Origin of the sequence: Limnohabitans sp. Rim28, from assembly GCF_000293865.2 — a bacterium.
Classification (GTDB): Bacteria; Pseudomonadota; Gammaproteobacteria; order Burkholderiales; family Burkholderiaceae_C; genus Limnohabitans_A.
In genome coordinates this window covers 133,013-149,798 of sequence record NZ_ALKN02000006.1, presented here as the reverse complement: position 1 = coordinate 149,798, position 16,786 = coordinate 133,013, and the positions used below count along the sequence as shown (strand labels likewise).

Annotated in this window: 19 protein-coding genes; 11 read left to right on the top strand and 8 right to left on the bottom strand. The window is 61.2% G+C overall.

The genetic code is table 11. The features are described from left to right. The first annotated feature begins 128 nt into the window (after positions 1–128). The 4 genes from B472_RS08690 (at position 129) to B472_RS08675 (ending at position 3,726) form a co-directional block, all read left to right on the top strand. Positions 129–944 carry an aldolase/citrate lyase family protein gene (locus B472_RS08690; protein ID WP_019426834.1) on the top strand — a complete coding sequence of 272 codons (816 nt, stop codon included), beginning with the start codon at positions 129–131 and terminating at the stop codon, positions 942–944. Positions 945–1,006: 62 nt separating this feature from the next. Further along, positions 1,007–1,795, top strand: coding sequence for a class II aldolase/adducin family protein (locus B472_RS08685; RefSeq protein ID WP_040505906.1), 789 nt, complete (start codon positions 1,007–1,009; stop codon positions 1,793–1,795). Beyond that, complete coding sequence (locus tag B472_RS08680; protein WP_019426832.1) at positions 1,792–2,775, top strand: 2-dehydropantoate 2-reductase; 984 nt, start codon at positions 1,792–1,794, stop codon at positions 2,773–2,775. Before B472_RS08685 ends, B472_RS08680 begins: the two co-directional genes overlap by 4 nt. Positions 2,776–2,805: 30 nt before the next feature. Further along, complete coding sequence (locus tag B472_RS08675) at positions 2,806–3,726, top strand: DMT family transporter (RefSeq protein WP_019426831.1); 921 nt, start codon at positions 2,806–2,808, stop codon at positions 3,724–3,726. Between the two features lie 19 nt (positions 3,727–3,745). Here the strand turns inward: B472_RS08675 and B472_RS08670 are convergent, their stop codons facing one another. Further along, positions 3,746–4,519, bottom strand: coding sequence for a FadR/GntR family transcriptional regulator (locus B472_RS08670; RefSeq protein ID WP_019426830.1), 774 nt, complete (start codon positions 4,517–4,519; stop codon positions 3,746–3,748). 189 nt (positions 4,520–4,708) lie between these two features. On the opposite strand from B472_RS08670, the gene B472_RS08665 reads away from it, so the two are divergent. From B472_RS08665 to B472_RS08655, 3 genes are read left to right on the top strand one after another with little or no spacing between them, the layout of a single operon-like run. Continuing rightward, positions 4,709–6,394 (top strand): FAD-dependent oxidoreductase, encoded by a 1,686-nt coding sequence (locus tag B472_RS08665; protein WP_019426829.1) that lies wholly within the window; start codon positions 4,709–4,711, stop codon positions 6,392–6,394. 18 nt (positions 6,395–6,412) lie between these two features. Beyond that, the gene (locus B472_RS08660) at positions 6,413–6,643 is read left to right on the top strand and encodes a DUF2783 domain-containing protein (RefSeq protein WP_019426828.1); all 231 of its coding nucleotides are present in this window, start codon (positions 6,413–6,415) and stop codon (positions 6,641–6,643) included. Positions 6,644–6,662: 19 nt separating this feature from the next. Then, positions 6,663–7,187, top strand: coding sequence for a VOC family protein (locus B472_RS08655; protein ID WP_019426827.1), 525 nt, complete (start codon positions 6,663–6,665; stop codon positions 7,185–7,187). Between the two features lie 38 nt (positions 7,188–7,225). Here B472_RS08655 and B472_RS08650 read toward each other — a convergent pair whose 3' ends face one another. The 4 genes from B472_RS08650 to B472_RS08635 form a co-directional block, all read right to left on the bottom strand. Then, complete coding sequence (locus B472_RS08650; protein WP_019426826.1) at positions 7,226–8,434, bottom strand: Bcr/CflA family efflux MFS transporter; 1,209 nt, start codon at positions 8,432–8,434, stop codon at positions 7,226–7,228. A gap of 1 nt (position 8,435) precedes the next feature. After that, complete coding sequence (metW, locus tag B472_RS08645) at positions 8,436–9,020, bottom strand: methionine biosynthesis protein MetW (protein ID WP_019426825.1); 585 nt, start codon at positions 9,018–9,020, stop codon at positions 8,436–8,438. Continuing rightward, a complete protein-coding gene (locus B472_RS08640) occupies positions 9,017–10,171 on the bottom strand; it encodes a homoserine O-acetyltransferase (protein WP_019426824.1) in 1,155 nt (384 codons plus the stop codon). The genes metW and B472_RS08640 overlap by 4 nt, the downstream gene beginning before the upstream one ends. 233 nt (positions 10,172–10,404) lie before the next feature. Next, a complete protein-coding gene (locus tag B472_RS08635; protein WP_019426823.1) occupies positions 10,405–10,971 on the bottom strand; it encodes a TMEM165/GDT1 family protein in 567 nt (188 codons plus the stop codon). A 176-nt stretch (positions 10,972–11,147) separates the two neighbouring features. Here B472_RS08635 and B472_RS08630 point away from each other — a divergent pair, with 176 nt between their 5' ends. Both B472_RS08630 and B472_RS08625 read left to right on the top strand, forming a co-directional pair. Then, positions 11,148–12,350: an ammonium transporter gene (locus B472_RS08630; protein WP_026039507.1), complete on the top strand. Its 1,203-nt coding sequence runs from the start codon at positions 11,148–11,150 to the stop codon at positions 12,348–12,350. A gap of 230 nt (positions 12,351–12,580) precedes the next feature. Then, positions 12,581–13,174, top strand: a complete 594-nt coding sequence (locus B472_RS08625) for an RNA-binding protein (RefSeq protein WP_019426821.1) — start codon at positions 12,581–12,583, stop codon at positions 13,172–13,174. 65 nt (positions 13,175–13,239) lie between these two features. Here B472_RS08625 and lptC read toward each other — a convergent pair whose 3' ends face one another. Genes lptC through B472_RS08610 form a run of 3 tightly spaced genes read right to left on the bottom strand, consistent with a single transcriptional unit; the run spans position 13,240 to position 15,411 of the window. Beyond that, positions 13,240–13,848, bottom strand: coding sequence for an LPS export ABC transporter periplasmic protein LptC (lptC, locus tag B472_RS08620; RefSeq protein ID WP_019426820.1), 609 nt, complete (start codon positions 13,846–13,848; stop codon positions 13,240–13,242). After that, positions 13,845–14,423, bottom strand: coding sequence for an HAD family hydrolase (locus B472_RS08615; RefSeq protein ID WP_019426819.1), 579 nt, complete (start codon positions 14,421–14,423; stop codon positions 13,845–13,847). The genes lptC and B472_RS08615 overlap by 4 nt, the downstream gene beginning before the upstream one ends. A 1-nt stretch (position 14,424) precedes the next feature. Beyond that, on the bottom strand, positions 14,425–15,411 hold the full coding sequence (locus B472_RS08610) for an SIS domain-containing protein (protein ID WP_019426818.1): 987 nt from the start codon (positions 15,409–15,411) through the stop codon (positions 14,425–14,427). A 119-nt stretch (positions 15,412–15,530) separates the two neighbouring features. Here B472_RS08610 and B472_RS08605 point away from each other — a divergent pair, with 119 nt between their 5' ends. Beyond that, complete coding sequence (locus B472_RS08605; protein WP_019426817.1) at positions 15,531–16,085, top strand: adenine phosphoribosyltransferase; 555 nt, start codon at positions 15,531–15,533, stop codon at positions 16,083–16,085. Positions 16,086–16,199: 114 nt separating this feature from the next. Further along, positions 16,200–16,736 carry a 2,4'-dihydroxyacetophenone dioxygenase family protein gene (locus tag B472_RS08600; RefSeq protein WP_019426815.1) on the top strand — a complete coding sequence of 179 codons (537 nt, stop codon included), beginning with the start codon at positions 16,200–16,202 and terminating at the stop codon, positions 16,734–16,736. The last annotated feature ends 50 nt before the right edge of the window (positions 16,737–16,786 follow it).

Below are 16,786 nucleotides of genomic sequence, written 5' to 3'. Positions count from 1 at the left end.
CGGGAGGCTGCTGGCCCCGAGGTGGCGGCCCGGGCTCAGAGGCGCTTCGCTTTGCCACATCGCCCAGACCGCCACCCCGGCACCAGCAGCCTGTAAGCCTTGTGGCCTTTAACGAGAGGAACTGATCCATGAACACCCCCGTGAATACATTCAAACAAGCCCTGCACAACAAACAGCCCCAGATCGGTCTGTGGATGGGTTTGGCCAATGCCTACACCGCCGAAATCTGCGCCCTGGCCGGGTTCGACTGGCTGGTGATCGACGGCGAGCACGCGCCCAATGACCTGCGCAGCATCCAGGCCCAATTGCAGACCCTGGCCGCTTACCCCGGCAGCCACCCGGTGTGCCGTGTGCCCGTGGGCGAGACGGCGCTCATCAAACAATACCTGGACCTGGGTGCGCAAAACATCCTGGTGCCCATGGTCGACACGCCTGAGCAGGCCGCACAACTGGTGCAGGCCATGCGCTACCCGCAAGACGATGGGCAAGGCGGCGTGCGCGGCATGGCCGGTGCGCGGGCCTCGCGCTGGGGCCACTACCCGGATTACTTCAAACGCGCCAACCAGGAAGTGTGTCTGCTGGTGCAGGTGGAGTCGCGCTTGGCCCTGCAGAACCTGGATGCGATTGCCGCCACGCCCGGCGTGGACGGTGTCTTCATTGGGCCGGCTGATCTGTCCGCTTCCATGGGCCATGTGGGCAACGCCGCCCACCCCGAGGTGCAAGCGGCCATCGAGGACGCCATCGCCCGCATCCTGAAGGCGGGCAAGGCGCCCGGCATCCTCTCGCCCGACCGCAATCTGGCCGCGCAATACCTCCAGCTCGGCGCGCTGTTCGTCGCGGTGGGCCTGGACACGCAACTCTTGATGCGCCACACCACGGATTTGGCGGCGCATTTCAAATCAGCCATTTCTGTTGCCGCACCCGCCAAAGGCGCGACCTATTAATTGGTATGAATTGGGGTCAGACCCCGATTCGCCGATCTTTGCGCCACCATCAGGAGACCCGCATGTTCCCCACTCCCCAACCCTTGGTGCCTTCGCTAAAAGCGCAGGTGCACCCCGATGAATGGCAGGCCCGCTTGCAGTTGGCCGCCTGCTACCGTGTGTTCGCCCTGCTCGGCTGGACCGAGATGATCTACAACCACATCACGCTGCGCCTGCCCGACAGCGTCACGGGGGGCGAGAAACACTTTTTGATCAACCCCTTTGGCCTGCACTACAGCGAAGTCACGGCCAGCAACCTGGTCAAGATCGATGTGCAGGGCCGAGTGCAGGGTGGCTCGCCCTACCCCGTCAACCCGGCAGGCTTCACCGTGCATGCGGCGGTGCACGAAGGCCTGGCCGGCGCGCATTGCGTGATGCACACGCACACCACAGCGGGGGTGGCCGTGGCTTGTTTGCAAGGCGGCTTGCAGCAGACCAATTTTTACAGTGCCCAGCTGCACAACATGGTGGCCTACCATGACTTTGAAGGCATCACCATCCACGCCGACGAAGCGCCGCGCCTGTTGCGCAGCATGGGCGACAAACAGGCGGGCATCTTGCGCAACCACGGTTTGCTGGCCTGGGGCCACACCTTGGCACAGACCTTTGCCGTGCTCTGGACCTTGCAGCGTGCCTGCGAAATCCAGATGGCCACGCTGAGCATGGGCCAGCCGATTGCGGTGCCCGAAGCGATCGCCGACAGATGCACCCGCGATGCCTTGCAGTTCAACCCGAACCATGGCGCCGGCGAGGATGTTTTCCAGGCGCTGGTGCGCCAGATTGACCGACAAGACACAGGGTGGCGCGCATGAAGGTTTGCATTTACGGCGCAGGCGCCATTGGGGGCTGGATCGGCGCGCAACTGGCGCAGCAAGGCTGCAGCTTGAGCGCGGTGGCGCGCGGGGCCACACTGGAAGCCCTGCAACAAAACGGCCTGGTGCTGCTGCAAGGCGGGCAGGAGATTCGCGCCTCTTTGGTGGCCCGCGAAAACCCGGCCGAGCTGGGTGTTCAAGACCTGGTCATCGTGGCCGTCAAGGCCCCGGCCATGGCCGATGTGGCTCGGCGCATCGGCCCTTTGCTGGGCTCGGATACCGTGGTGCTGACGGCCATGAACGGCGTGCCGTGGTGGTTTTTGCAGGGCTTCGGCGGTGCTTTGGCGGGCACACACCTGGATGCTGTGGACCCGGGTGGCGTGATCGCGCAGCACATCCCGGCCGCACACATTGTGGGCGGTGTGGTGCACGCCAGTTGTTCGGTCGATGTGCCGGGCGTGATCCGGCACCACTTTGGCAACGGCTTGATTCTGGGCGAGCCCGGCGGTGCCGACACAGCGCGTGTGCAGGCACTGACAGCCCTGCTGGTGCAGGCGGGCTTCAACGCCACGGTCTCGCCCCAGATCCAGAAAGACGTTTGGTACAAGCTCTGGGGCAATATGACCCTCAACCCCATCAGCGCCTTCACGGGGGCCACCACCGACGTGATCCTCGACGATCCGCTGGTGCGCGGCTTTGTCTCCAGCGTCATGCTCGAAGCCAAGGCCATTGGTGAACGCATGGGCATCCCGATCGCGCAAACGCCCGAAGACCGCCACGCCGTCACCCGCAAGCTGGGGGCCTTTCGCACCTCGATGCTGCAAGACGTGGACGCGGGCAAGCCGGTCGAGCTCGATGCGCTGGTGACCGCTGTGCGCGAGTTGGGGCAGCTGACAGGCGTGCAGACGCCTTTCACGGACGCTTTGCTGGGTTTGAGCCGCCTCCACGCCGCTGGTTTGGGGCTCTATCCCAAGGCATGACCTTGACTTTCAGGCCGTCACCTTGACCTCATGAGCAAAACCACTTCTGCGGGATTGACGGGCGCGGCTTTTGCGACCTTGTTGCTGACCGCCTTCATGATGGGCGCCAACCATGTGGCCGCCCGAACCGCTTTCAACCACGGCCTGGACGTGGTGACGGCGGTCACGGTGCGCAGTGTCCTCACCGCTGGCGTGGTGGCCTTGATCCTGTGGCAGCAAAAAGTGGCGTTCAGTGTGCAGCCCCAACAACGCAAATACCTGGCGGCGGTGGGGGTGCTGATCGCGGTACAAAGCGTGTGCCTGTATTCGGCCGTGGCGCGTTTGCCGGTGGCGCTGGCTTTGCTGGCGTTCAACACCTACCCCTTGACCACGGCCCTGTGGGCCCGGATTTTGTATGGACACAAGCCTGAGCGTGCCCTGCTGTGGGCCATGCCCGTGATGATGCTCGGCTTGGCCTTGGCACTGGATGTGTTGGGCGCTGCGTCGGGCTTGGGCGCGGCGCGGCATTGGGGCGAAATTGGCGCGGGGGTGGGTTTCGCTTTGATCGCCTCGGTGACGTTTGGTTTGGCCTTGGTGTTGACGCAGCACGAAACCGTGGGCGTGGACGGCCGTCTGCGCACCTTCACCTCGCTGACCACTGTCGGTGTCCTGGCAGCCCTGGTGGCCAGCACGCAAGGTGGATTTCAGTGGCCCCAGGCCGAACCGGGTTGGTGGGGCTTGGCCCTTTTGACCTTCTTGTACGGCACGGCCTTCACCATCATGTTCACCGTGTTGCCCAAATTGGGCGTGGTCGGCAATTCGGCCATCATGAATGTTGAGCCTATTTTTGCGCTGGTGTTGGCTTGGGCGCTTCTGGGCCAAGCCATCGCCCCTATGCAAGTGTTGGGGGCTGCCGTGGTGGTGGCCACTGTCATGTGGTTGGGCTTGCGCAAGCCCAAAGCCAAGCATTGAAGGCAGTGGGAGCCGGGTCTCAACCGCGCAAGCCCTTGACCAAGGGCTGTGCCAGCCGCTCGCCCTCTTGTTCCCAAAATGCAGGATCGGCCTGGCGTATGCGCCCTATCGCGTTGCCCAGGTGGGCCGCAGCAGCCTGACGGGCTTGTTCAGCGTTACCCGCCACGATGGCCGACAAAATGGCTTGGTGCTCGGCGCGCACCTCTGCCGCAAAATCCAGCCTGCGCGCTTCGTTGGCCCGCGTCACTTGGGTGGCGCCATGCAGAAATTGACTCAGGTACTGCAGCGTCTGGATCAAAAAAGGGTTGCGGGTGGCCTGCGCAATGGCCCGGTGAAAGTTCACGTCTTCGGTCACCCCATTGCCGCCCGCCAAGACCGCGTCGTTCAGGGCTTGCACCGCCCATTCAATGTCAAGAATGTCTTGGGGCGAACGGCGCTGTGCGGCGAGGGCGGCGACTTCGGCCTCCAGCGCTCGCCGCACTTCCACCATCTGAACCACGGCTTCTTGCGAGGCCGCATGCCGGGCTTCGAAGTGCAAAGCTGGAATGGGCAATGCGGGTTTGACAAATACCCCGCTGCCTTGCCTCGAATCCACCAAGCCCAAAGACTTGAGGCGAGACACCGCCTCTCGGACCACGGTGCGGCTGACCCGAAACTGCGCGGCCAAATTGGCTTCAGTGGGCAATTTGGCGCCCGGTGCCAATCGGCCCTGCTCGATCTCGGCCGTCAGTTGTGCGGCCACTTGGTCGGACAGGCGTGCGCCGCTCGAGACGGGGGTAAATTGTTGGCTCATGGGCTTGTCATACAAAAAACAAGCTCCAGCATACAGACCTCCACCGTGAGGCACGGTCGATTCAGTGTATGGCTGCGTTTCCTTGCCCCGTAGAAACCCGAAAATTACGTTTAGGTAAACTGATTTATCAATGGTAAATTACCGACTGGGCACCTCAGGGTGCTTTTTGACCCTTCTGGAGCGCATCACATGGGTGCTTACGTCAACCCGATTTATCCCTACAAGTCGCCCGCCGACCTGATCGCCACGCCACCGCAGCGCAAGCCCTTGATCGTCATTGGTGCCGGCCCCGTAGGCTTGGCCGCTGCCATAGACGCCCGCTTGCAGGGCCTTGATGTGCTCGTGCTGGACGACGACAAAACCGTCTCGATCGGCTCGCGGGCGGTTTGTTATGCCAAGCGTTCGCTTGAAATCCTGGACCGTCTGGGCATTGCCAACGAGGCCTGCGACTTGGGGGTGAGCTGGAACATCGGCCGCACCTTTTTGGAAGAAGACGAGGTTTACCAGTTCAATTTGGTGCCGGATGCGGGCCACAAGCGCCCCGGCATGATCAATTTGCAGCAGTACCACGTCGAGGAAATGCTGATTGCCCGCGCACTCGAATTGGGGGCCGACATCCGCTGGCAGCACAAGGTGACTGCGGTCACGCCCCACGACACGCACGCCACGCTGACGGTGGAAACGCCCGAAGGCACGTTCGACATCGAGGCCGACTGGCTGGTGGTGGCCGACGGTGCACGCAGCCCCGTTCGCCGCCACCTGGGGCTGGACATCGAAGGCCGTGTGTTCCAGGACCGCTTTTTGATCGCCGATGTGATCATGAAGGCCGACTATCCCGCAGAGCGCTGGTTCTGGTTTGACCCGCCTTTTCACCCCAACCAAAGCGTGCTGCTGCACAAGCAAAGCAACAACGTCTGGCGCATTGACTTTCAGCTTGGTTGGGATGCCGACCCCGAAGAAGAAAAGAAGCCCGAAAAAGTCATCCCGCGCTTGCAGGCCATGCTGGGCGACGAGCGCCCGTTTGAGCTGGAATGGGTCAGCATCTACACCTTCCAGTGCCGGCGCATGACCGATTTTCGGCATGGTCGCGTGCTGTTTGCAGGCGATGCGGCGCACCAGGTCTCGCCCTTCGGCGCACGCGGTGCCAACTCGGGCTTTCAGGATGTGGACGATCTGTTGTGGAAGCTGGCGCTGGTGATCCAAGGCCAGGCCAGCGAGAAGTTGCTCGACACCTACGCAATGGACCGCCAGTTTGCGGCCGACGAAAACATCATGAACTCGACCCGCTCGACCGACTTCATCACCCCCAAGAGCCGCACCAGCAAGACCTTCCGCAACCAGGTGCTGGCGCTGGCCAAACACCACCCGTTTGCGCGCAAGCTGGTCAACTCGGGCCGCTTGTCGGTGCCCTCTTTCCTCACTGGCTCGATGCTCAACACGCCCGATGCCGAAGCGTTTGCAGGCAACATGGTGCCCGGTGCACCGATGGACGATGCACCGGTGCAAGTGGATGGACAAGACGCTTGGCTGCTCGACCAGGTGGGCAAGGGTTTTCAGCTGCTGTTGTTTGTGGATGCGCCGCCGACGCCCGATGTGCTGGCGCAACTTGCATTCAGTGGGAACGCACCCCTGTGCGCGAATGCGGCCGTCCAGGTTACCCCCCTCATCGTCTCCCCAAGCCCCCTGAACATCCCCGGCATCCAAGTCATCGTTGACGCCCAAGGCCTGGTGGCCAAGCGCTACGACGCCCAACCTGGCACCGCCTATTTGCTGCGCCCCGATCAACATGTGCTGGCCCGTTGGCGCAGCCTCGACAGCGCCCGCTTGCAAGCGGCCCTGGCCCGTGCATTGGGCCAATTCAGTCCCCAAGCCTGAACCGCACACAGGACCAACATGAACAGCCCCCTGAAAACCGATCCCAATTTCCACGAAGCTGGCCGCCGCTTTTTTCGAGACTTTTCGCCCGGTGACGAGTTCTATGAACACCTGATCGACGCGCACAACGGCCTGAGCGACGAACAAAGCGAGGCGCTCAACGCCCGATTGATCTTGCTGTTGGCCAACCACATTGGCGACTTGCGCGTGTTGCGCGAGGCACTGCAGGCCGCCCGCCAAACCGACTGAGTCCCCCTAGGAGAACCGCATGAAAATCGACCGCATTCACCACGCCGCTTACCGCTGCAAAGACGCCAAAGCCACTGTCGAGTGGTATGTGAAAAACTTGAACATGGACTTTGTTTTGGCCATCGCCGAAGACCTGGTGCCTTCCACCAAAGCCCCTGACCCCTACATGCATGTGTTCATGGATGCAGGTGGCGGCAACGTGCTGGCGTTTTTTGAGTTGCCCAACTCCCCCGAAATGGGCCGCGACACCAACACCCCTGAATGGGTACAGCACATCGCCTTCAAGGTGGACAGCTTGCAAGCGCTGGAAGACGCCAAGGCCCGCCTACAAGCCAATGGCGTGGACGTGCTGGGCCCGACCAACCACACGATTTTCAAGAGCATTTACTTCTTTGATCCCAACGGCCACCGTCTGGAACTGGCCGCCGATGTGGGCACGCCCGAGATGTACGCCAAGTTGGACGCCTGCAAATGGGACATGCTCAACGAGTGGGCCCAAACCAAGCGTGCGCCCAAACACGCCGCTTGGATGCACGAAGGCTAGGCGTGAGTCTGCAGCGGCTCAGGGTCTGAGGTTGAGGTTCAGAGCCTTTTGCTGCGGTGCAAGCCCCATTGCGCAGCGGTCGCGATCAACGCGAATGAAAGCATCATCCAGCCCAGATTGACGGCGCCCTCGTGCGGCACCAGCCCCACCAGATAACCGCCGGTAGCTCCGGTCAGTTGCTGCATGAGGCCAGCCACCGCAGCGGCTGAACCGGCCAGTGCGGGCATGACGCCCACCGTGCCTGCCAGTGCAGGCGGATTGATCAGGCCATGACCCAAGCCCAACAAAATCAAAGGCAAAGCCACGGCCAGTGCCGTTTGCACACCCCCCAGGCCCAGCGCCAACATGATGAGCAAACCCGTCACCGTGAGCACTTGGCCCCAGGCCATCACACGCAATTCGCCCGCTTGCGCAATGAGCCTTGAGGTCATGAAGTTGCCCAAGATGTAGGACACGGGCACGGCCATGATGAACCAGCCAATGCCGTCCGGGCCGATGCCGTAACCCTTGAGCACGATGGGTGCGCCGGCCAGAAAGGCATAAAACGTGGCGGTGGTCGCGGCGAGGATGGCGACGTAGAGCAAAAAGCGCGGCTCGCGCAGCAAACGGGCATAAGCGTGCAGCATGGCCCGCAGCCAGTGGCCTTGAGCGGGTGCGGGTCGGGTCACTTGCGGCAAACCAAGCCATGCCGCGACCAAGAGCAGCCCCGCCAAAATGGCCAGCAACACAAAGTTGGTCTGCCAGCCGAAGCGCACATGCATTTGCCCACCGATCAGCGTGGCCAGCGGCGGGCACAGGCCCAGCGCCATGCCGATATAGGCCATGACCCGCGTGCGCAGTGGCCCGGTGAACAGGTCTTGCACCATGGAGCGGCCCACCACCATGCTGGCGGCACTGCCTGCACCTTGCAGTACGCGCGCAGCGGTGAGTGTGGCGATGTCGGTAGCCAGCGCAGCCATCACCGAGGCCAGCCCCGCCACCACCAGTCCGATCATCAGGATGGGCTTGCGCCCATGGCGGTCCGACAAGGGGCCGTACACCAGCTGCAAGGCGCCATAGGCGACCACATAGCCGCTGAAGGTCAGCTGCACATCGGCTTGGCGGGTGTCAAAGATGGCGCCCCATTCCTGCATAGACGGCAGGCACAGGGTCATGGCCAAGAGGCCAAACGAGATTTGTGCCAGCACGTTGGCTATCAGCCAAGGGCTGTGGGCGCCCGGGCCTGGGGTGCCTGGCGCAGCCGACATTTCAGCTGCGCTGCAGTTTGTAAACCGCCGTACCCGCCATCAGGTTGGGCAGGGTGCGCACTTCTTGGCCGCGCTGCAGGCCAAAGGCGTCCACCACCTGCAGCTGGTTTTTGTAGGCCAAGTCGCCAAAGTCGGCAAATGTGCCCACGCGGATGTTGGGCGTGTCGTACCACTGGTAGGGCAGGCGTTTGGTCACCGGCATGCGGCCTTGCAGCACGCTCAGGCGGTTGAACCAATGGCCAAAGTTGGGAAAGGCCACGATGCCCACCCGGCCAACGCGCACCGTCTCTTGCAGCATGGTCTCAGCGTTACGCAGGTGTTGCAGGGTGTCGATTTGCAGCACCACATCAAACGATTGGTCGGCAAACAAGCTCAGGCCTTCGTCCAGGTTCAGCTGCAGCACATTCACGCCGCGCTGTACGCAGGCGTGCACATTGGCATCGCTGAGTTCCACGCCATAGCCGGTGCAGCCTTGGTGTTGCTGCAGGTGCGCCAGCAAGGCGCCATCACCACAACCCAGATCCAGCACGCGAGCGCCTTGCGGCACGAGCCGTGCAATGGCTTGGATCATCAAGGCATCGCTCATGCGGTACCTCCTTCGTTCAAGGACTTCGCCATGTTGGCAAAGTAAGAGCGCACCACATTCATGTAGCGCGCATCGTCCAGCAAGAAAGCGTCGTGCCCGTGTGGCGCGTCGATTTCAGCGTAGCTCACGTCACGCCGGTTGTCCAAAAGGGCCTTGACCATTTCGCGACTGCGGGCAGGCGAGAAGCGCCAGTCGGTGCTGAAGCTGACCAGTAAAAATTTGCAACTGGCGCGGGCCAGCGCTTGGGACAGGTCACCGCCAAAAGCGCGCGCCGGATCGAAGTAATCCAGCGCCCGGGTGATGAGCAAATAGGTATTGGCGTCAAAGTACTCGCTGAACTTGTCGCCCTGGTAGCGCAGATAGCTCTCGATCTGGAACTCGACTTCTTGCGTGGAGTATTTGTACCCGGTCGCATTGTTTGTCACGGCTTCGCGCAGCTCACGGCCGAACTTTTCGTTCATCACGTCGTCGCTCAAATACGTGATGTGGCCGATCATGCGGGCGATGCGCAGGCCGCGCTTGGGCACCACGCCTTGCGCGTAAAAATGCCCATCATGAAAGTCCGGGTCGGTCACGATGGCGCGGCGGGCCACTTCGTTGAAGGCGATGTTTTCGGCGTTCAGGTTGGGGGCGCTGGCCACCACCACGGCGTGCTTGACGCGCTCGGGGTATTGCAGCGTCCAAGAAAGCGCCTGCATGCCACCCAAGCTGCCGCCCATCACGGCGGCCAGTTGTTCAATGCCCAAAGCATCGAGCAAGCGGGCTTGGGCATTGACCCAGTCTTCCACCGTCACCACTGGGAAGTCCGCGCCGTACACGCGGCCCGTGTCGGGGTTCACATGCATGGGGCCAGTGGAGCCAAAGCAAGAGCCCAGGTTGTTCACGCCAATCACATAGAACTGGTCGGTGTCGAGCGACTTGCCGGGGCCGATCATGTTGTCCCACCAGCCCAGGTTTTTGGGTTGGTCGGCGTACACACCCGCCACATGGTGCGAGGCATTGAGCGCGTGGCAAACCAGCACCGCGTTCGACTTGTCAGCGTTGAGCGTGCCGTAGGTTTCGTAGCTCAGCGAATAGCCACGGATGGACGCCCCGCTTTGCAAAGGCAAAGGGGCTTCAAACAACATGCTTTGGGATTCGGCGATCAGCATCGAATGTGTTCAGGTGTACAAAAAACCAAACCCGGCTTCGCTGTCAGCTGGGCCGGGCTTCAAGTCTTGAAACACACGCCATTTAGCTGAATTTCGAAACCCTGAGGTTTCGGCGCCCGCAATTGGGTTCAAATCGGCGCATGGCGTGAGTATAAGGGCGATGAATCAAGGCCCCGAGCGGGCGCTGAACAAGGCCTCGCCCAGCCAAGGTGTCCGATGACCCGTGGGTTTGTTCAGCTGCCCCAGCCTGACAACGCGATCACACCCAGTACGGCAAAGATGCCCGCTGAAATGATGTGCACCATTCTCAGTGGCACCCGCTTGGTGATGGCGTCGCCAAACCACACCACGGGGGCGTTGGCCAGCATCATGCCCAGGGTGGTGCCCGCCACCACAGCAAACCAAGCGTTGTATTGCGCCGCCAGCATGATGGTGGCAATTTGGGTCTTGTCGCCCATCTCGGCCAAAAAGAAAACCACCACGGTGGTGACAAACACGCCCATGCGCGGGGCGCTATCGCCTTCTTCATCGTCCAGCTTGTCGGGAATCAGCATCCAAGCTGCCATGGCGATGAAGGACGCGCCCAGCACCCAGCGCAGCACATCGGGGCCCATCACGGTGGTGACCCAACTGCCCACGGCGCCAGCCAAGCCATGGTTGGCCAAGGTTGCCACCAAAATGCCCAACACGATGGGCCAGGGTTTGCGAAAACGGGCGGCCAGCACGAGTGACAAAAGCTGGGTTTTGTCACCCATTTCGGCCAGGGCCACGATGCCGGTGGAGACGAGGAATGCTTCCATGGAAAACCGGGCCTGAGCCCGTCAAGACTGTGTGAGCGGTGATCTTAAGTGACCCAAGCTGGGGCTTTGATGCAGCCTGCTTCTTTTTGGGTGCGTTTCTTGCTTGGATTTGGTGCGTTGAGGGTTTGAAATCCTCAAATGCACCAAACAAGGGCAAAAATAATCAAAGGACGATCGTGGAAGCACTGAAACAGGGCGCGGATGCGCTATTTATTTTGTTGGGCGGCATCATGGTATTGGCCATGCACGCCGGATTTGCCTTCTTGGAGTTGGGCACGGTTCGCAAAAAAAACCAAGTCAACGCCTTGGTCAAGATCCTGGTGGACTTCTCGGTCTCGACCGTGGTTTATTTTGTGGTCGGTTACAGCGTGGCTTATGGCACCACTTTCTTTGTGGGGGCCGAGCAGCTGGCGGCTAAAAATGGCTACGACCTGGTCAAGTTCTTCTTTTTACTGACCTTTGCAGCGGCCATTCCCGCCATCATTTCGGGCGGCATCGCCGAGCGTGCCAAATTTTGGCCCCAGTTGATCGCCACGGCAGTGATTGTGGGTTTTGTTTACCCGTTCTTTGAGGGCATTGCCTGGAACCAGCACTTTGGCGTGCAAGCCTGGATCAAAGCGGTCACGGGCGACGAGTTCCATGATTTCGCCGGCTCGGTGGTGGTGCATGCCATGGGCGGCTGGATCGCGCTGCCTGCTGTGGTGCTCTTGGGTGCCCGCTACAACCGCTACCGCAAGGACGGCGTGGTGTCGGCGCATCCACCCTCGAGCATCCCTTTTCTGGCCCTGGGTTCGTGGATCCTGATCGTCGGCTGGTTTGGCTTCAATGTGATGAGTGCCCAGACCTTGGACAAAATGTCTGGCTTGGTGGCGGTCAATTCGCTGATGGCCATGGTGGGCGGGACTTTGGCGGCCTTGGTCTTGGGCAAGAACGACCCGGGCTTTGTGCACAACGGGCCCTTGGCCGGCTTGGTGGCGGTGTGTGCGGGCTCTGACTTGATGCACCCATTTGGTGCGTTGGCGGTGGGCGCTGTGGCCGGAGGCCTGTTTGTGGTCATGTTCACTTTGACCCAAAACAAATGGAAGATCGACGACGTGCTGGGTGTTTGGCCCCTGCACGGCATTTGCGGTGCTTGGGGCGGCATCGCGGCGGGTATTTTTGGCGCGACCAGCCTGGGCGGCTTGGGCGGTGTCAATGTGACGGCCCAGCTGATCGGCACCTTCTTGGGTGTGGCTTGGGCTTTATTGGGCGGTTTGGTGATCTATGGTGTTTTGAAAATCACCATGGGCCTGAAACTCAGCCAAGAAGAGGAATACGACGGTGCCGATTTGAGCATCCACAAAATCAGCGCTAGCCCTGATCGCGAGGTGAGTTGGTAAAACAACAAAAAACCAGTGAAAGCCCCGTTTTTAACAGGTATTGGGGGGTTTCCCCCTTGCCTTTTGGTTTGTTTTCACTCTCATAATTCGATGACTTTGGGGCATGTCGCCTCCGGGTCTTGTTTGCGGTGACCCCATCAGTTTCGCTTTCCTTACGATGTTTTCAGGTATGTCGAATGCGTTGTCGAAGCTCCATCGCTTTTATCTTTGTGTTTTGAGGAGTCCCTTTCATGGGCAACAAACTTTACGTCGGCAACCTGCCTTACTCGGTTCGTGACAGCGATCTGGAACAAGCCTTCGGTGAATTCGGTGCGGTGACCAGCGCCAAAGTCATGATGGAACGTGACACCGGCCGCTCCAAAGGCTTCGGCTTTGTGGAAATGGGCAGCGACGATGAGGCGCAAGCGGCCATCAACGGCATGAATGGTCAGCCATTGGGCGGCCGAAACGTGGTGGTCAACGAAGCCCGTCCCATGGAAGCACGTCCTCCCCGCACGGGTGGTGGTGGTTTTGGTGGCGGTGGCGGCTATGGCGGCGGCCGTCGTGAAGGCGGTGGCGGTTACGGCGGTCCCCGTGAAGGCGGTGGCGGTGGTGGCTACGGCGGCGCGCGCGAAGGTGGCGGCGGCTACGGTGGTGGCCGTGAAGGGGGTGGCGGCTATGGTGGCGGTGGTCGCCGTGAAGGCGGCGGCGGTTATGGCGGTGGCGGCGAAGGCGGCGGCGGTGGTTTCCGCAGCCCCTATGGCGCAGGCCCTCGGGGTGGCGGCGGTCGCCGCGAAGGCGGTGGTGGCCGTGAAGGTGGCGGCGGCTACGGCGGCGGTTACTGATCCTGGCCATGGCTGATACTCAGCCACGCGCCCCCATCAAGCCCTGCTTTGCAGGGCTTTTTCTTTCAGGGTTTGCGGTCGGGAGACAGAACCGATTTCACCCGACCCTGTAATTCGTAGTGCCCATTGCGAATGTCAAAGTCCATGTTCTCAGAAGTGAACACGTCACCGCCACGGACGATTTCAACCGGCACTGAAGAGACCAAGCGCTCCTCGTCCATGAGGGCCGTCACCGCTTCACCTTTGAGCGTCACGCGCGGCCCCTTTTTGTCAGCAGCGCGGACCGCTAACACATCACCGCTCAATTCGACCCGTTGCTCGGGTTCTTTCGATACGCCTAAACGGGCCTGTGCTTGGAGGCGTGCGCCCAGCTCGTTTTCAGCAAAGATCCGGATGTTCTGAATGTGCAGCTCTTGCTTGGCCGGAAAGTGCGTGGCACTTTGCCCACTGATTTCACGGGTCATGCGGCCCGATAGGTCAAAGGACTTGACGGTGAATTTTTCGAGTCGGTAATCGGGTTCAACGCGCAGCAGCTTGTCGGTTCCTGGTGGCAGCAACTCGGGCATGCTGCGCACCAACCACCAGCTCCCCAAGGCCAGCAAGCCAAACAAAATCAATGGCAGGTAAATGGTGAGTCTGTCCAGCGTGCGGCGCAGCCGCATCCAGGCGCTCATGCAGAGGCACCCTTGTGGTCACTCAGGCCGACCTGTGCCAACAAGCCGGCGTAATGCCCACCTGCAACCAGCAGCAAGTCACAAAATGCTCGCGCTGCACCTTCGCCACCGCGCTCGGCCGTGGTGTGGTGGGCCAGTGCTTTGGCCTGGGCGTGGGCATTGGCAGGGGCGCAAGCAAAGGCCACCCCTTGCATCACCGGCAGGTCTGGCCAATCGTCGCCCATGGCGGCGGCTTGCGACCAGTTCAGGCCCAGTTGTTCTAAAAATGCTTCGGCTGCAGGCCGCTTGTCTTCGGTCCCAAAGCGGGCGTGGGTGATGCCCAAGGCTTGAAGTCGCAAGCGCAAAGGGGCGGAGTCACGCCCTGTGATGACGACCGGCGTGATGCCCGCCTTTTGCAAAAGCTTCAGGCCTTGACCATCCAGCGTGTTGAAGCGCTTGAGGGTTTCGCCAGATTCTGAAAAATACAGCCCGCCATCGGTCAGCACCCCGTCGATGTCAAAAAACGCGACACGAATCCCCTGGGCTTGCAGCAGCAACTCGGGTGGGTAATGCAGGGCGGGGGTCAGTGCTTGCATGTCAGATCACCTTGGCCCGCATGAGGTCGTTGGAGTTGATGGCGCCGCACAAAACGCCTTCGGCGTCGACCACCAAAATGCTGGTGATGCGGTGCAGCTCCATCATTTCGGCCGCCTCGACCGCCAGGGCGTCGTGCCGAAGCGTGCGCGGCTTGGGATGCATCACCTCGTGCGCCTTCAGGTTGCGCAGGTCCACGCCTTTTTCAATCAATCGGCGCAAGTCGCCGTCGGTGAACACGCCCAATACTTGGCCGCCGCCATCGGTGACAGCGGTGGCGCCCAAACCTTTGCTGCTCATCTCTCGCATCAATGCTGTGAATTCGGCATCTGGCGCCACGTGCGGCACATCGTTGCCTTTGCGCATGACATCGCCCACATGCGTGAGCAGCTTGCGCCCCAAAGAGCCGCCAGGGTGAGAGCGTGCAAAGTCTTCCGGCTTGAAGCCCCGTGCATCCAGCAAGGCGACGGCCAAAGCGTCGCCCATGGCCAGCTGGGCCGTGGTGCTGGCCGTGGGGGCCAGGTTCAAGGGGCAGGCTTCTTTGCTCACGGAGCAGTCAATCACGACATCGGCATGACGCGCCAAAGAGGACTGCATGCCGCCGGTCATGGCAATCAAGGGCACACCTTGACGCTTGAGCACCGGCAAGATGGCCACCAGTTCGTCACTCTCACCGCTGTTGGAGATGGCCAAGACCACATCCACAGTTTTGATCATGCCCAGGTCTCCGTGGCTGGCTTCACCGGGGTGCACAAACATGGCCGGTGTGCCGGTGGAGGCCAGCGTGGCGGCGATCTTGCGCCCGATGTGACCGCTTTTGCCCATGCCCGTGACCACCACACGGCCTTGGACGGCCAGCACCATGTTGACCGCTTTGACGAAGCGCTCGTCCAAACGATCCTTGAGTTGAAGCAGCGCAGCCGCTTCAATGTCGAGGGTCTCGCGGGCGAGTTGCAGGGTGGTGGTGGTGTGGGCAAGCATGCAGCTCATTTTATCGGCTTGAGGGCTTGGCGGCTTGTTAACATCAGACCCCGCTGGCCAAGTCGATTGGCAGGCTCGGCAAGCCTTCCAGCCGGTTTTTTCAAAGACACCCATTGCGGACCCAAGACATGGACGATCTGAACGTCAACGAATACCTGAAGCGCCATATCCGCACCGTGCCGGATTGGCCGGCACCGGGCGTGCAGTTCCGTGACATCACCCCGTTGTTGCAAGATCCCCGGGTGTTCCGGGTTTTGATCGATGCGTTTGTGCACCGGTACATGGCGCCCGATTTGCGCCCCGATGTGGTGGCCGGCTTGGATGCGCGTGGTTTCATACTGGGCTCGGTGGTGGCTTATGAGTTGGGTTTGGGCTTTGTGCCCATCCGCAAAAAGGGCAAGTTGCCCTTCACCACCGTCGAAGAGACCTACGAGCTGGAGTACGGCAGCGCCACTGTCGAACTGCACACCGACGCCGTCAAGCCAGGCCAGCGCGTCTTGCTGATTGATGACCTGATCGCCACGGGCGGCACCATGATGGCGGGCAAAAAATTGTTGGAAAAACTGGGGGCCAGCGTGATCGAGGGCGCCGCCATCGTGGACCTGCCCGAATTGGGCGGGTCGGAGCGCATTGAGGCCACCGGCCTGAAGCTGTTCACCTTGGTGTCTTTTGCAGGGCATTGAAGGCGGCGGCCGTTGCTTCATGGCGCAGATGGCGCTGAAGGCTGTCACACATGGCGCAGGCCAGCGCGGCGCGCCGTTTTAAGCTGTGCGTTTTCACCTGTTCACAGCCTACCCATGAGCTCCAACCACACGCCACCAGCGGCCGCTGACGACCGCGTTCCCTATGCCAAACCCCAGCCTTGGGGCATGTCGCCCGACATGGTGGTGCTGGATGTGCAAACCGAAGACGAGCGCTTGTGGGCCCCCATCGCCCCGGGCATTTGGTCGCGCCCTTTGCACCTGAATGTGAGCGGTGGTTTTTATGTCCACCTGCTCAAGGTCAAGCGCTCGGGTTTGCTCCAGCGTCACCGCCACTCAGGCATGGTGCACGCCCATGTTTTGCGTGGCAAATGGCTGTACCTGGAGCACGACTGGGTGGCCGAAGAAGGCAGCTATGTGTACGAGCCGCCGGGTGAAACCCACACCTTGGTGGTGCCCGACGATTGCCAAGACATGGTGACGATGTTCACGGTGCACGGGGCGCTGATGTACGTGGACACACAAGGCAATGCCACGGGCTATGACGACGTGTTCACACGCATCGAAAAATACCGGACCCACTTTGAGGCTATGGGCTTGGGCGCGGACTACGTGAAGAATTTCATGCGCTGATTGGGTCACACACCTTGGGTTATGGCCCACAAAAAAACCGCCTGTCAGGG

What these genes read in the sequence shown, in the direction of transcription:
- B472_RS08615 (WP_019426819.1), bottom strand. Translation starts at nt 14,423, where the DNA reads ATGCAAGCACTGACCCCCGCCCTGCATTACCCACCCGAGTTGCTGCTG.
- B472_RS08605 (WP_019426817.1), top strand. Translation starts at nt 15,531, where the DNA reads ATGGACGATCTGAACGTCAACGAATACCTGAAGCGCCATATCCGCACC.
- B472_RS08660 (WP_019426828.1), top strand. Translation starts at nt 6,413, where the DNA reads ATGAACAGCCCCCTGAAAACCGATCCCAATTTCCACGAAGCTGGCCGC.
- metW (WP_019426825.1), bottom strand. Translation starts at nt 9,020, where the DNA reads ATGAGCGATGCCTTGATGATCCAAGCCATTGCACGGCTCGTGCCGCAA.
- B472_RS08675 (WP_019426831.1), top strand. Translation starts at nt 2,806, where the DNA reads ATGAGCAAAACCACTTCTGCGGGATTGACGGGCGCGGCTTTTGCGACC.
- B472_RS08670 (WP_019426830.1), bottom strand. Translation starts at nt 4,519, where the DNA reads ATGAGCCAACAATTTACCCCCGTCTCGAGCGGCGCACGCCTGTCCGAC.
- B472_RS08600 (WP_019426815.1), top strand. Translation starts at nt 16,200, where the DNA reads ATGAGCTCCAACCACACGCCACCAGCGGCCGCTGACGACCGCGTTCCC.
- B472_RS08665 (WP_019426829.1), top strand. Translation starts at nt 4,709, where the DNA reads ATGGGTGCTTACGTCAACCCGATTTATCCCTACAAGTCGCCCGCCGAC.
- B472_RS08685 (WP_040505906.1), top strand. Translation starts at nt 1,007, where the DNA reads ATGTTCCCCACTCCCCAACCCTTGGTGCCTTCGCTAAAAGCGCAGGTG.
- B472_RS08640 (WP_019426824.1), bottom strand. Translation starts at nt 10,171, where the DNA reads ATGCTGATCGCCGAATCCCAAAGCATGTTGTTTGAAGCCCCTTTGCCT.
- B472_RS08650 (WP_019426826.1), bottom strand. Translation starts at nt 8,434, where the DNA reads ATGTCGGCTGCGCCAGGCACCCCAGGCCCGGGCGCCCACAGCCCTTGG.
- B472_RS08625 (WP_019426821.1), top strand. Translation starts at nt 12,581, where the DNA reads ATGGGCAACAAACTTTACGTCGGCAACCTGCCTTACTCGGTTCGTGAC.
- B472_RS08680 (WP_019426832.1), top strand. Translation starts at nt 1,792, where the DNA reads ATGAAGGTTTGCATTTACGGCGCAGGCGCCATTGGGGGCTGGATCGGC.
- B472_RS08610 (WP_019426818.1), bottom strand. Translation starts at nt 15,411, where the DNA reads ATGAGCTGCATGCTTGCCCACACCACCACCACCCTGCAACTCGCCCGC.
- B472_RS08655 (WP_019426827.1), top strand. Translation starts at nt 6,663, where the DNA reads ATGAAAATCGACCGCATTCACCACGCCGCTTACCGCTGCAAAGACGCC.
- lptC (WP_019426820.1), bottom strand. Translation starts at nt 13,848, where the DNA reads ATGAGCGCCTGGATGCGGCTGCGCCGCACGCTGGACAGACTCACCATT.
- B472_RS08635 (WP_019426823.1), bottom strand. Translation starts at nt 10,971, where the DNA reads ATGGAAGCATTCCTCGTCTCCACCGGCATCGTGGCCCTGGCCGAAATG.
- B472_RS08690 (WP_019426834.1), top strand. Translation starts at nt 129, where the DNA reads ATGAACACCCCCGTGAATACATTCAAACAAGCCCTGCACAACAAACAG.